The following is a 13605-nucleotide window of genomic DNA, read 5'->3' as shown; positions in this document are numbered from 1 at the left end:
ATAATGGATCTGAGTTTAAATAAAAGCTTTCCTTTTGTCTTGAAACAATCTAGATGGATTAGCTGTGTTTGTATGATGTTAGGTATAGCACAAACGAGTTATGCTAGTGATATTGAAATATATCAAACAGGAACAACAACACCGCCTACACTAATGTTTCTTCTGGATATTTCAGGAAGCATGACATCAACATTTGGAATAAGGTTTGGTTATACATCTAGCTATTGTAGTAATAATCCATCAAATGCATATTGTAGTATTGGGATTTCTGCATGTGATATCCCTTCTGGTTATCAATTTACAGCGTTTGAGAGCGATGCATCGACGACCGACCGCCCTTATACAAGAAACTATTGTAGTGCAGTTTCAGCTAACAATATGACCTATTTTTTTAAAAGGTTGTATGTGCCTGGAGAGTGGCGCTGGAGTGGGCGACGCTGGTATTGGGTGAGTGACAGATATGATTATTATAGTTGTGGTAGTGCTGGTTCATCGAGCCAAGATGCATGTACAAGTATCGTGGGTGCACCTTCTGCTAATGTATTAGCCAGTTATAACTCGAGTTCAAATGGTAATGCAACTTATTATTTTAAATATAATGCGCAAAAATTTTATGACCGTATCACTAAAGTTAAAGATGGTATGTTCGATCTACTACAAGGTTCTTCAACTGTATCAAGACTTTCAAATGATAAAATAATTGGGTTATCTGCTTTTTCTTATAGATCGGATAATAGTACGGGTTATATTGTTGTGCCTGCGAGACCTTTGAATACAAGCGTAAGTAGTAATAAAGACCAAAGAGCAACTTTATTGGCAGAAATTGCAAATTTAACAGCAGGTGGTGGAACACCAACAGCACATGCTTATGCAGAAACAGCGGCTTATTTAATGGGAACAACCACTTTTGGAGCTACTTATAGTGGATTTAATAATTCCACTTCAACAGCTAAAAATAGTTCTACACAATATAGAAAGCCTGATTCACTCAATCAAGATAATGCACAATGTACTGGACAGGGCATATATGTATTAACTGACGGTCAGCCTAATGCGTCTAGCAGCAGTGCCGCAAGTAATATTATGCAAACCTCTTTGACCTCAAGTTATCGTTCAATGTTAAATTGTTCTGCAAGCCCGTTGGCTGCTGGATCGGATGATAGTGGTTGGGCGTGTATTGGTAGTTTTTCACAGTTATTATTGGATAAAAATAAAAATCCCTTGGGGCGCTCAATAAAAACGGCTGTGGTTGGTTTTGGTGGTGAATTTAGTGGTTTAACATCATATAGCCCGTCGCTCACACAACAACAAAATATTGATAATATTGATAACTCTAGTGCCAGTGTTAGTGTAAAAAATGCCGCAAAATGGGGAGTGTATGCTAAGGGAGGTTGGTATGCTGGGTCCAAGGCTTCAGATATTGTGAGCAGTGTAAATATGTTTATTACTAATACGAGTGGAGATATTCCACCTGTAACAACAGGCGCTGCAACAGTACCAATAGATAATTTAAACCCATTAGCACTAAGAAATAATGCTTACTTTTCACAGTTTCAGCCAACACCAGATAAAAACTATCAACTATGGTTAGGTAATTTAAAGAAATATGTGGTTGATGGTGGTTTCTTGAAAGATCAAAACAAAAATAACATTCAGAATGGTGCCGGTGAAATTATTAGTAATTATGATTTCTGGGCACGCAGTTCTAGTGACTTAGTGGGTGGAGTGACAGCCAGATTGCCACTAGGTGTGAAAAATGATAGTGAGTTTAATCGAGTTGTTTGGACTGATCGTAAATTAGATCTTTCGACAGATGGTGTTGGTCTAAGAAAACTGGGCTTAGATGATTTAAATAATGGATCCGATGCGGATAGAGGATATTTACTATCTTTACTTGGTTTTAATATAGATTTAAAGAATTTACCAAGAACCATGAATGATTTAAAAAATACAGCAGAGCTCAGACAAATGGGAGCGCTATTGCATTCATCACCATTATTACTCACCAATGAAGGGATTATCCAAGTTGATAATAATAAAGTCGTAACGAAAGAGCGTGCCGATTATATTGTTTTTGGTTCAACTCAAGGGTTATTGCATGTTGTAGATGCAACGACAGGTATTGAAAAATTTGCATTTATGCCGAATGAGCTCGCAAAAACACAGAAAGAAGCATTTGCTCGTTTTGATACGACCTCTGGAGGTGTCGGTAGTTTGTTTTATGGTATTGATGCACCGTGGACAAATTATACAGAATACGTTACAAAAGATAGCAGTACAGGTAAAGTGACTGTTGGCAATGGTGAAAATAGTACCACAGGTAAACAAATTATTTATGGTGGGCTACGTATGGGTGGACGCAGTTATTATGCGATTGATTTAAAGGATATGGATGCACCATCTATTTTGTTTCACATTAGTCCAGAAGATAAAAAAGTATTTTCTCAATCGCAAACTGTTTCGGATAAAACCTACCCTGAGTTAGATTTTATGGGGCAGAGTTGGGCGAAACCAACCACAGCGTGGGTAAATTGGCAAAATAAGAAACGATTAGTTATGTTTGTTAGTGGGGGGTATGATGCTGGAGGTGACGATGGAGATGGTGAGTTTGATTATTCAGCAGGAAAACGAGGCGTCTACTCAGGCTATGAGTCTGCAGAATATGAGCAAAGAACCAAAAAGGGTGCAGGCGTTTATATGTTTGATGCTCTAACCGGCGAGCTACTGTGGTGGGCTGGTGCGAATGCAACTGCAAATAATACCAGTTCAACTGTGAAATATAGTAATGTCCCAGATATGAAATACAGTGTGGTGAGCCAAATTAGAACAGTCGACCGTAATTTAGATGGTTTGGTGGATCACTTGTATTTTGGTGACTTAGGTGGACAAGTATGGCGTATAGATATAAATAATAATGCACCAGACAGTAATCTTTTTGCAAAACCACCTGTACGTCTAATGAATTTAAATAACGGAAAATATAGCCCACGTTTTTATGACATGCCAGCATTTTCAGTATATAAAAAAGATAATCAGCTGTTTACAGTGATTTCGATTGGTGCGGGTAATAGAAGTTCTCCAATGTTTAATACTGCGGATGGAAATTATAAAGATGATGCTATTTATAATATTTATGATAAAGACGTAGTTAAAAATAGATTGTTTAATCTAACTAAAAATAATGAAGGTAATTACGTTTATACCGATGTAGATGGATTGAACAGTCAAAATGCAACACTAACGAGTAGTAATATTGCCAGCAGAATTGTTCCTATGGGTGATACAAACGTACAAACAGCTGCAGGTTGGTTCTACGGGTTTAAAACAGCCTCGTTGAGTACTTTACAGACAGAGAAAGTGACTCAGATACCAATCGTTGTGAGTAATGATATGTATGTAACAACTTTTAATAATACTCAAAATGGTGTATCTGGGTTATGTGGCTCCGGCGTAAAGGGTAAAAGTTATGTGAGTTTATTTTGTATGCCGTATGGCCAATGTTCTGGTGGTGTTAAACGAAATGAAATTGGTGCTGGCTTGGTCTCTCCATCAGTTGCTTCTCCAACTGCAGATGGTTATGACCGCTCTTTGGTATCTACAGTGGCTTCAGTTCTAAATGGATCAACCGATAATCCATTTAGACAGTATAGAAACAACCAAAAAATTATCCCGAAAAATTGGGTTGAGGTTGGGCAGTGAGTGTTTTAGATGATCATAATGAGAAGTAAAGGATTCACTTTAATTGAGATGATGATTGTTGTTGTCATTGTTGCTATTTTAGTGGCGGTGGCAATACCAAGTTATCAATCATATGTCCGTACAGTAAATGAAGGTCGCGCTATACAAGCGATGCAAAATGAAAGTGTCTTGTTAGAACGCTATAAAGCACGGAACTTTAGTTATATTAACTATAGTTCTGCTTTAAGTGGCATTCAAGGCTATACCTTTACATTAACTGACCAGGCTGGAAATACGTTAACGAGTAATAATACAACGGGGTCTGACTGGTCTATTATTGCTCAAAATACGAGTGCAGATTCAAAACAGGCTTCATTTTTAATAACTAGTAACGGTACGCGCTGTAAAAATACCGCATTTAGTAACATCAGTAAAACAGACTGTGGTACAGGGGCAGAAACATGGTAAATGTACAGCAAAAAGGGTTTACATTGATTGAGTTAATGATTGTGGTCGCTATTATAGGTGTACTTTCAGCGATTGCTTATCCTTCGTATACTCGTTATGTCGTAAATACAAACAGGGCTGATGTACAAGGAGAAATGGTTAGGCTATCGTCAAGATTACAAAGTTATATTGCTGTTAACCGAACATACAGCGGAGCAACGCTTACAAATATTGGTGGTACCGCAAATTATCCAGATCAAGGCACTGCAAAATATACCATTGCTTTGGCTGTAGATGCAGACAATAGAGGTTATACGGTCACAGCAACACCCGTGAGTAACGGTACGCAAGACAGTAACGGTGTAGTCTGTTTAAACCAAGATGGACAAAAATTTTGGTCTAAAGGTGCAACGGTTTGTGCCTTGAGTGCAACATCTACCTGGACGAACTAGCGGGTTAAATTCAAATTTGTGAATAACTCAAACTTTGACCTTTCACTTTGGCTGAATATATCGTAAAATAACCGCCTTTTTAGGCTCAGCCGAGTTTAAAAAGTTTTATCAACATGTGAGAGTATTAACATGGTCGTAATTCGTCTAGCACGCGGTGGTGCTAAAAAACGTCCGTTTTATCAAGTGATCATTACAGATAGCCGTAATGCACGTGACGGTCGTTTCATCGAACGTATTGGTTTCTTTAACCCAACTGCTCAAGGTCAAGCGGAAAAACTTCGTTTAGATGTTGATCGTTATGCACATTGGGTTGCTCAAGGTGCTCAACCTTCAGAGCGTGTTGCTGCGTTAGCTGCTCAAGCTAAAAAAGCAACTGTTGCTGCATAAGTCGTAGGATAGCCCATGGAACCAACACAGAATGTACCTGAAAATCATATACAGATTGGACAGTTGCGTTCAGCATATGGCCTAAATGGGTGGCTCTGGGTGTATTCAAATACAGACCCCATGAGCAATGTGTTTGACTATCTTCCTTGGTTGGTTAAAACCAAAGAGGGCTGGCAAACAATGAGTGTAAAACGTTGGAAACCACATGGTAAAGGTCTTGTTGTTGCATTAAAAGGTGTGAGTGATCGCACTGCAGCAGATGCTTTAGTGGGTGCTGAAATTTGGGTTGATAAAGCACAACTTCCAAAAGCAGGCGTAGATGAATACTACTGGTCTGACTTAAAAGGGTTAACCGTTTTGAGTTTAGATGAGCAAGAGCAAGATATTAATCTTGGTCGCATCTATGAATTGTTTGAAACAGGGGCAAATGATGTCATGGTGGTTCACGCAACCCCAGATAGCATTGACTCGGAAGAACGCATGATTCCTTGGCATAAAGACGTTGTACAACACGTTGATCTAGAAGCTGGTCGTATTTACGTCAACTGGGGCGTAGATTATTAACCCTGTATGGGGTTGAAGCAGCAGGGAAATAGAGGAGTCTGTGATGTTTTTTGCAGTCATTACGCTTTTTCCTGAAATGTTTGAAGCGATTACAGCCTATGGTATTAGCGGCCGTGCAATAAAGCGAGACATTGTACACGTACATTGTATTAACCCTCGTGATTTTGCAGAGGGAAACTACAAGCGAGTGGATGAACGTCCATTTGGTGGTGGCCCTGGCATGGTTATGATGGCTGAGCCTTTGGCAAAAGCAATTCATCATGCCAAACAACTTGCAACGCAAGCAGGCTGTGAGCATGTACCTGTTGTGTATATGTCACCGCAAGGAAAAACACTTCATGAAAATGAAGTACACCAGCTCATCGATTATGATGGTTTGATTGTACTTTGTGGACGTTATGAAGGTGTAGATGAGCGTTTAATTCAGCGTTATATAGACCAAGAATGGTCTATTGGCGATTACGTTTTGTCTGGTGGTGAACTCCCTGCGATGGTTTTATTAGACACACTTATTCGGCGTCTGCCCAATACGATGTCTGATGAGTTGTCGGCAGTGCAAGACTCTTTTGTGGATGGTTTGCTCGATTGCCCACAATACACAAAGCCTGATCATTTTGAAGGTATTGCTGTGCCTGAAGTCCTCAAGTCTGGGCATCACGGTAATATTGAGAAATGGCGTTTTTTACAACGCTATCAGCGTACGCTTGAACGTCGTCCTGAATTGGTCGAACAAGCCACTCTGACAACGCTGCAAAAAAAATGGCTAAAAGAATTTAACGCTTAATGACTTAATTATTAAGCGAATCAGATAGGCTCTTTACCGTATGGTAAAGGGGAAGATAAACGGGTCGATACGCGTATTTAGCCTCTATCCCCAGCGGTTGTGAAGATTAAAACTTCGCCGCATTATTGGAGATTCCCACAATGAGTGGTAAACATCCTTTAGTTCAAGCTGTTGAAAATGCACAATTAAGATCAGATATTCCTGCATTTGCACCAGGTGACACTGTTATCGTTCAAGTAAAAGTAAAAGAGGGCGACCGTGAGCGTCTTCAGGCTTTTGAAGGCGTGGTTATTGCAAAGAAAAACCGTGGCTTGAACTCAGCGTTTACAGTACGTAAAATTTCTAGCGGTGTTGGTGTTGAGCGTGTATTCCAAACACATTCACCAATCGTTGCTAAAGTAGAAGTTAAACGCCGTGGTGATGTACGCCGTGCGAAACTTTACTACTTACGTGAATTGTCTGGTAAAGCTGCACGTATTCGTGAAAAGCTTCCTGCACGTAAAGCAAAATAAGAGATACTCAAAAATGCGCCAATTACGGCGCATTTTTTATGCTTTAATTTTCATTTAAACTCACCACTGTATTGTTATATATAGAAACTATTAAAAATTGTAGATTTCGTTAGATTGGTCTCTTGTAGTGATTTCTTTGATGATTAAATGGAAGATAAGGCTGATTGATAATTGCTGTTCATTTGTTGGAGAACAGAGGTTATTTTTATGGCCAAAATATGCTGAATTAATGTAAATAATCAAAAAAAACGAACGATATTTTATATAGCATTTTATTTTATAGTCTTAAGGACAATTTTCTTTCTACAATGTGGGTTATATAGCTAATAAAAATCAAAAAATCTGCTGATGACCCTAAAGTGCTTTGTTAATATAGCGGGTCATTTTCTGGTGGTGTAAATCATGTCTGTACAAAAGAAAAAAATTGCACGTCGTCATGTTCATGGCGTATTTTTGCTGAATAAACCCTTGGAAATCAGCTCAAATGCAGCATTACAAAAAGTACGTTGGTTATTTCGTGCAGAAAAAGCAGGTCATACAGGTGCATTAGATCCATTAGCTACTGGTCTTTTACCTATTTGTTTGGGAGAGGCGACGAAATTTTCTCATTATTTATTAGAGTCAGCTAAACGCTATCAAACGACTTTGAAATTGGGAGAAACGACAGCAACAGGTGACGTAGAAGGTGACGTTTTACACAGACGTTCTGTACCTGAGTTAACAGAAGAAAAAATTGAGCAAGTATTAGCAACATTTCGTGGCCATACACAGCAAATTCCACCCATGTATTCAGCATTAAAAAAACAGGGTCGCCCATTATATGAGTTGGCAAGACAGGGGATTACTGTAGAGCGAGAGCCACGACCAGTTTTTATAAAGCATTTACAGTTGTTAGCGTGGACTGAAAACTCCATTACTTTAGATGTAGTGTGTTCTAAAGGCACTTACATACGTGTGTTAGGTGAAGATATTGGTGAAGCCCTTGGGTGTGGAGCTCATTTGTCTGCATTGCATCGCACCGCCACGGGACATTTCCATATTATTCCAGAATATACTATTGAGTATTTGGAAAGCTTGACTGAACAACAGCGAGATGAGTTACTCCTTCCAGCTTTTGAAGCCGTATCTTATTTACCACAAGTACAAGTCCCTGAAGGTCGAGCTTCGTATTTTTGTAATGGTTTAGAAAGTAATATTGATGCAGAAGAAGCAGAAAAAGTATTGGTTTTTGATGGTGAAAATTGTTTAGGGCTTGCTGAAATTACCGATAAGAAACGTCTAGTACCCAAGCGCGTACTCAATTTAAATAAATAACAGGATTTGATATGGATATTGATGTATTTACAATCATTACTTTAATTGGCTTTGCTTTTACTGCAGGGGCAATTGATGCTGCAGTAGGGGGCGGAGGTCTCATTCAAATTCCCGGTTTAATGAGTACTTTTCCTCATATGTCTACAGCGACTGTGATTGGTACAAATAAATTATCCTCTATCTTTGGAACTGCATCGGCAGCGTATACTTTCGCAAAAAAAGTAAAGCTGCAATGGAAGTTATTAATTGTTATTGCAATATGTGCTTTGATTAGCTCATTTGCGGGCGCAGCTTGTTTGTCTATGATTCCACAATCAGTTTTACGCCCCTTTGTATTGGTCATGCTGATCGTGATAGCCATTTATACTTTTATGAAAAAAGACTTTGGTCAAGTACATACACAATTAGAAATGACCACAAAAGTATTAATTCTAGCTGCGATTGGCAGTTTATTGATTGGTTTTTATGATGGTATTTTTGGTCCAGGAACGGGTAGCTTTTTTATTTTCTTTTTCATTCGCTTTTTAGGAGTGGATTTCTTACATGCATCTGCATTGTCTAAAATTGGTAATTTTATGACCAATTTGGCTGCTTTAAGCTTTTTAGCACCGACAGGACATGTACTTTTAACGATTGGTTTAATGATGGCAGTGGCAAATGTGGTGGGTTCGGTGGTAGGTGTGCGTGTTGCACTTAAATATGGTAGTGGTTTTGTTCGTAAAATATTTCTAGTACTTGTGACTGTATTAATTTGTCGTATTGGTTATCAAACACTCACAATGTAATAAGTGATTTAAAAAATAGTTGAGCAGATTGGGTCAACTATTTTTTTCGTTTAACGTAACGCCTATAGCTGCAATCATAATGAGTAATAACGAGAACCACTGTGTTAAAGATAAAAATTCATTGAGAAAAACTAAGCCAGATAGCGCTGCTAAAACAGGAGAAAGACTAGAAAGTGTGCCATAACTGATACTCGATAATTGTTTTAATGCAAGTAAGTCAAGGGTATACGGAATAGCAGTTGCAAGTACAGCAATAATAATACCAGACAACCAAAATTCAGGGTGTGTGAATATAGGGCTATGTTGAAAAATAGTGACTGGAAGTAGCAAAAGCGTAGAGATGACTAGAGCAATACTGAGTGCATGCATACCAATATTGAGTTTAATGACACGTTGTCCATAATAAATATAAAAGGCCCAGCATAATCCTGCACCAAGTGAACAGGCTGCACCAACAAATGAGAATTTAAGGCTATTGAGTTGTGTCCAAGGGACCATAAGTGCAATACCAATAATGGTTAACATGACCCAAATAAAATCAGAGCGTTTTTTAATTGATAAAAATGCTAAACCAAGTGGGCCCAAAAATTCTAAGCCAACAGCAATACCTTGCGGTAGCCGACCTAAAGATAAATAAAACAATATATTCATGAGGCCCAAAGATAAGCTATAAATAAGTAAGTATCGCCATTTAAGTGTTTTTAATTGCGGAATAATTTTCCAAGAACGAAACATAATACAGACAATGATTGCAGCAAAAAACATACGTAATAACGTCACACTAATGGGGTCGAGTTGCTCCATGAGGTGTTTGGCAATCGATGCACTAATTTGATAGGAAACCATGGATAAAATCATATAAACCACGGCCATCATGTAAGTATTTGGCATAAGAGTCACTTTGTTGTATCAATTATTTAAAGTTGTTTTATCTCTGAGATTTGTTGTTTTTTACTCCGCTGTACTGAGTAGGTGCAACCAATAGAGGCACTAATAATCGTACATAGTGCAATCCACTGCGTAAATAGTAGTGTTTCATGTAAAAAGATAAAGCCAATCATCGCTGCAATAGCAGGTTCTAGACTGGTCATTGTACCAAAGACTAACGGAGGTAAGCGTTTGAGAACTATAATATCGAGTGAAAAGGGGAGTGCCCCAGAAAGTATAGCGACCACTAAAAAATAACCCAAAGCATGGATATTGAAAATACTATTGATAGTCCCTGTAAGAGATGCAAAAGGTAAAATAAGACATGCACCCAGCATCATTCCAATTGCTACAGTATGTTGATTAGATATTCCTGTATTTCTTTTGGCTGATAAAATATAAAAAGCCCAACCAGCGCCTGCACCTAGTGCATACAGGGCTCCAAGCCAATCAAAACTATGTTGTGTTTGTTTAAATGGAATTAATAATACAATGCCAATAACTGCGAGTCCCACCCAAATAAAATCTGTTTTTTGTTTGGCGTAATAGAGTGCAACACTTAAGGGCCCAAGAAACTCAATTGCAACAACAATACCAAGCGGTAAGCGTGCTAAGGCAAGGTAAAAGAGTGCATTCATGGCTGCTAGTGATGCGCCATATATCAGCATATTTTTCCAGACAATATGATGAAACTTCACTTGCCACAGTTTGCTAAAACAAGCCAAAATGATTGCACCAAAACCTAATCGCATCACTGCAACGACTAAGACATGGTGTGATTGAAATAAAACTTTAGCAAAAGAACTACCGAGTTGAATACTGAAAATAGCAATAATGAGTAGTACAACTGCACTTGCATAGTGATTATGTTGAGAATTTTGCATCTTGCACCGTTATGAGTGAAGAAAAAAGCCACAACAACGTTGTGGCTTTTTAGTCTAATATTGGTGTTTAGAATAAAACACGAATACGAATGGTGCCTTGTACTTGGTGTAGCATGTCTAGCGCTTCTTTTGACGCTGAGGCATCTACATCCATAATCAAGTAGCCTACATCACCTTTGGTCATGAGGGTTTGACTTGAGATGTTTACTTCTTGTTCAGCAAATAGCGTATTTACTTTAGACAGCACGCCCGGCACATTTTTATGAATGTGAAGTAAACGATGTTTGCCTTCAGTCAATGGTAAAGCAATTTCTGGGAAGTTGACTGCAGAAAGTGTCATTCCACGATCTGAATAAGCGACAAATTTTTCAGCCACTTCTAAGCCAATATTGGCTTGAGCTTCAACGGTTGAACCACCCACGTGAGGGGTTAAAATCACGTTGTCTAAGCCACGAAGTGGTGATTGGAATTCTTCGTTATTGCCTTTAGGTTCTTTAGGGAACACATCTACAGCAGCGCCTGCAATATGACCAGATTTCAACGCATCTGCAAGGTCTTCAATGACCACACATGTACCACGTGCAGCATTGATAAAAATTGAGCCCTGCTTCATTTTATCAAACTGTACTTTAGTGAAAAAGTTACGTGTTGATGCTAAATCTGGCACGTGTAACGTGACGACATCTGCAGTTTCTAGTAGTTCATCGAGTGAACCGACTTGACGTGCATTACCCATAGGTAGTTTGGTCACTGTGTCATAGTAAATGACATGCATGCCTAAGCTTTCAGCAAGAACAGACAATTGTGAACCAATTGAGCCATAGCCGACAATACCTAGCGTTTTACCACGAGCTTCATATGAGCCTACAGCATTTTTTTGCCAACCGCCACGGTGACAGCTCATGGATTTTTCAGGTACGCCACGAAGTAATAAAATTGTTTCTGCTAAAACGAGTTCAGCTACTGAACGTGTGTTTGAAAAAGGTGCATTAAATACAGGAATACCACGCTTCATGGCAGCATCAAGGTCAACTTGATTGGTACCAATACAAAAACAACCTACAGCAATTAATTTGTCTGCGACTGAGAAAACATCTTCAGTCAGTTGCGTGCGCGAACGTATACCAATAAAGTGAGCATCTTTTACTGCTTCTTTTAAAGCATCCCCTTCAAGGGCAGTTTTATGGTATTCAATGTTGGTATAACCAGCTGCATTTAACGTATTAATTGCATTTTGGTGTACACCTTCTAGTAATAAAAAACGAATTTTGTCTTTATCAAGAGAAAGAAGTTGGCTCATTACGGCTCCGCTAGAAAGGCCAAATGTTGGTCGCAGTATGATAACATAATGCGTAACAACTTGTTTATTTCTTGCTGGGTTTGCCTTGATGAATATTGCAGCACCATTATCGCCACAATTACTGACTGAACTAAGCGCTATTGTGGGCGAAAGCCGTATTAAGACAGATGATTTAAGTTTACAGACGTGGGGATGTGATTACACCAAACACTTTGATCCCAAACCTGCTGTCATTGTATTTCCAACGTCAACAGCGCAAGTACAACAGATTGTACAGTTGGCCAATACACATCAGTTGGCCATTACGCCATCGGGTGGGCGTACAGGATTATCTGCCGGTGCAGTGGCTGCCAATGGCGAAATTGTTATTAGCTTAGATAAAATGAATCAGGTTTTAGATTTTTTTCCAGCAGACCGTATGGTGCGTATTCAAGCAGGTATGGTGACTGAGCAATTACAACATTATGCCGAAGAGCAAGGTCTGTATTACCCAGTAGATTTTGCTTCTGCGGGTTCAAGCCAAATGGGTGGAAATATTGCCACCAATGCAGGCGGTATTAAAGTCATTAAATATGGTATGACACGTAACTGGGTTTTAGGGCTGACTGTTGTTACAGGTAAAGGTGATATTTTACGCATTAATAAAGGCATGATTAAAAATGCCACAGGCTATGCTTTACAGCATTTATTTATTGGTGGTGAAGGTACATTAGGTATTGTGACTGAAGCTGAAATTAAATTAGATCGCCAACCGCAAGACTTACAAGTGATGGTACTGGGTGTCCCTAATTTTGATGCAGTCATGCCAATCTTACATGCATTTCAAAGTAAAATAGATCTCACTGCATTTGAATTTTTTGGTGAAGTTGCCATGCAAAAGGTCTTAGATCATGGTCATGTGCAACGTCCATTCGATACCGAATGTCCATTTTATGTATTGCTTGAGTTTGAAGCGCCGTATGAACCGATTATGGACAAGGCGATGGAAATTTTTGAACACTGCATGGAAGAAGAGTGGGTGCTTGATGGCGTACTGAGTCAGAGCCTAGACCAAGTGGAAAGCCTATGGCGTTTACGTGAAGATATTTCTGAGTCGATTGCCCCATTTACGCCGTATAAAAATGATATTTCAGTGCTGGTAACACACGTACCTGCATTTATTAAAGATATTGATGCCATTGTACAAGAAAATTATCCAGACTTTGAAGTATGTTGGTTTGGTCATATCGGTGATGGGAATTTGCACTTAAATATTTTAAAACCACAAGATTTAAGCAAAGATGAGTTTTTTGCCAAATGCCAAGTGGTGAATCAACATGTATTTGATACTGTACAAAAGTATGATGGTTCAATTTCAGCTGAACACGGTGTAGGAATGACTAAAAAGCCATATTTGTCTTATACACGCAGTGCTGAAGAAATTGAATATATGAAAGCGCTTAAACAAGTATTTGATCCAAATACAGTGATGAACCCGGGTAAATTATTTGATTTATAAATGCAAATTATCTGTTGTGAAATGCTGAATTTCTCATTGACTAAATGATGTCACATAAAGACGCTTTCAAATG

At 38.8% G+C, this 13605-nt stretch carries 13 protein-coding genes; 10 read left to right on the top strand and 3 right to left on the bottom strand.

The genetic code is table 11. The features are described 5' to 3' along the window. Nucleotides 1-3 precede the first annotated feature (3 nt). From BLS38_RS08655 to BLS38_RS08615, 9 genes are all read left to right on the top strand, one after another. Nucleotides 4-3699 carry a pilus assembly protein gene (locus BLS38_RS08655; RefSeq protein ID WP_092748655.1) on the top strand — a complete coding sequence of 1232 codons (3696 nt, stop codon included), beginning with the start codon at nt 4-6 and terminating at the stop codon, nt 3697-3699. Between the two features lie 9 nt (nt 3700-3708). Next, nucleotides 3709-4146: a type IV pilin protein gene (locus BLS38_RS08650; protein ID WP_092748653.1), complete on the top strand. Its 438-nt coding sequence runs from the start codon at nt 3709-3711 to the stop codon at nt 4144-4146. Further along, on the top strand, nt 4140-4577 hold the full coding sequence (locus tag BLS38_RS08645; protein ID WP_092748651.1) for a type IV pilin protein: 438 nt from the start codon (nt 4140-4142) through the stop codon (nt 4575-4577). The genes BLS38_RS08650 and BLS38_RS08645 overlap by 7 nt, the downstream gene beginning before the upstream one ends. A 129-nt stretch (nt 4578-4706) precedes the next feature. Next, on the top strand, nt 4707-4964 hold the full coding sequence (rpsP, locus tag BLS38_RS08640; RefSeq protein WP_092748649.1) for a 30S ribosomal protein S16: 258 nt from the start codon (nt 4707-4709) through the stop codon (nt 4962-4964). A gap of 15 nt (nt 4965-4979) precedes the next feature. After that, nucleotides 4980-5528 carry a ribosome maturation factor RimM gene (gene rimM, locus BLS38_RS08635; protein WP_092748647.1) on the top strand — a complete coding sequence of 183 codons (549 nt, stop codon included), beginning with the start codon at nt 4980-4982 and terminating at the stop codon, nt 5526-5528. Between the two features lie 43 nt (nt 5529-5571). After that, the gene (gene trmD, locus BLS38_RS08630; protein ID WP_092748645.1) at nt 5572-6312 is read left to right on the top strand and encodes a tRNA (guanosine(37)-N1)-methyltransferase TrmD; all 741 of its coding nucleotides are present in this window, start codon (nt 5572-5574) and stop codon (nt 6310-6312) included. Nucleotides 6313-6452: 140 nt separating this feature from the next. After that, nucleotides 6453-6824, top strand: a complete 372-nt coding sequence (rplS, locus tag BLS38_RS08625) for a 50S ribosomal protein L19 (protein ID WP_092748643.1) — start codon at nt 6453-6455, stop codon at nt 6822-6824. Nucleotides 6825-7226: 402 nt separating this feature from the next. After that, nucleotides 7227-8138 (top strand): tRNA pseudouridine(55) synthase TruB, encoded by a 912-nt coding sequence (truB, locus tag BLS38_RS08620; protein ID WP_092748641.1) that lies wholly within the window; start codon nt 7227-7229, stop codon nt 8136-8138. A gap of 11 nt (nt 8139-8149) precedes the next feature. Further along, nucleotides 8150-8923, top strand: coding sequence for a sulfite exporter TauE/SafE family protein (locus tag BLS38_RS08615; protein ID WP_092748639.1), 774 nt, complete (start codon nt 8150-8152; stop codon nt 8921-8923). Nucleotides 8924-8956: 33 nt separating this feature from the next. Here the strand turns inward: BLS38_RS08615 and BLS38_RS08610 are convergent, their stop codons facing one another. The 3 genes from BLS38_RS08610 to serA form a co-directional block, all read right to left on the bottom strand. After that, nucleotides 8957-9814 (bottom strand): EamA family transporter, encoded by an 858-nt coding sequence (locus BLS38_RS08610; RefSeq protein ID WP_092748637.1) that lies wholly within the window; start codon nt 9812-9814, stop codon nt 8957-8959. Nucleotides 9815-9840: 26 nt separating this feature from the next. Further along, a complete protein-coding gene (locus BLS38_RS08605; RefSeq protein ID WP_092748635.1) occupies nt 9841-10734 on the bottom strand; it encodes an EamA family transporter in 894 nt (297 codons plus the stop codon). Nucleotides 10735-10801: 67 nt separating this feature from the next. After that, nucleotides 10802-12034 carry a phosphoglycerate dehydrogenase gene (serA, locus tag BLS38_RS08600; RefSeq protein ID WP_092748633.1) on the bottom strand — a complete coding sequence of 411 codons (1233 nt, stop codon included), beginning with the start codon at nt 12032-12034 and terminating at the stop codon, nt 10802-10804. A gap of 88 nt (nt 12035-12122) precedes the next feature. Between serA and BLS38_RS08595 the strand changes: the two genes are divergently transcribed. Then, nucleotides 12123-13532 (top strand): FAD-binding oxidoreductase, encoded by a 1410-nt coding sequence (locus BLS38_RS08595; RefSeq protein ID WP_092748631.1) that lies wholly within the window; start codon nt 12123-12125, stop codon nt 13530-13532. Nucleotides 13533-13605: the final 73 nt, after the last annotated feature.

The organism is Acinetobacter boissieri (assembly GCF_900096955.1).
GTDB lineage: Bacteria > Pseudomonadota > Gammaproteobacteria > Pseudomonadales > Moraxellaceae > Acinetobacter > Acinetobacter boissieri.
Note: the sequence above shows the minus strand (reverse complement) of the source record. Positions and strands in the feature narration are given on the sequence as shown.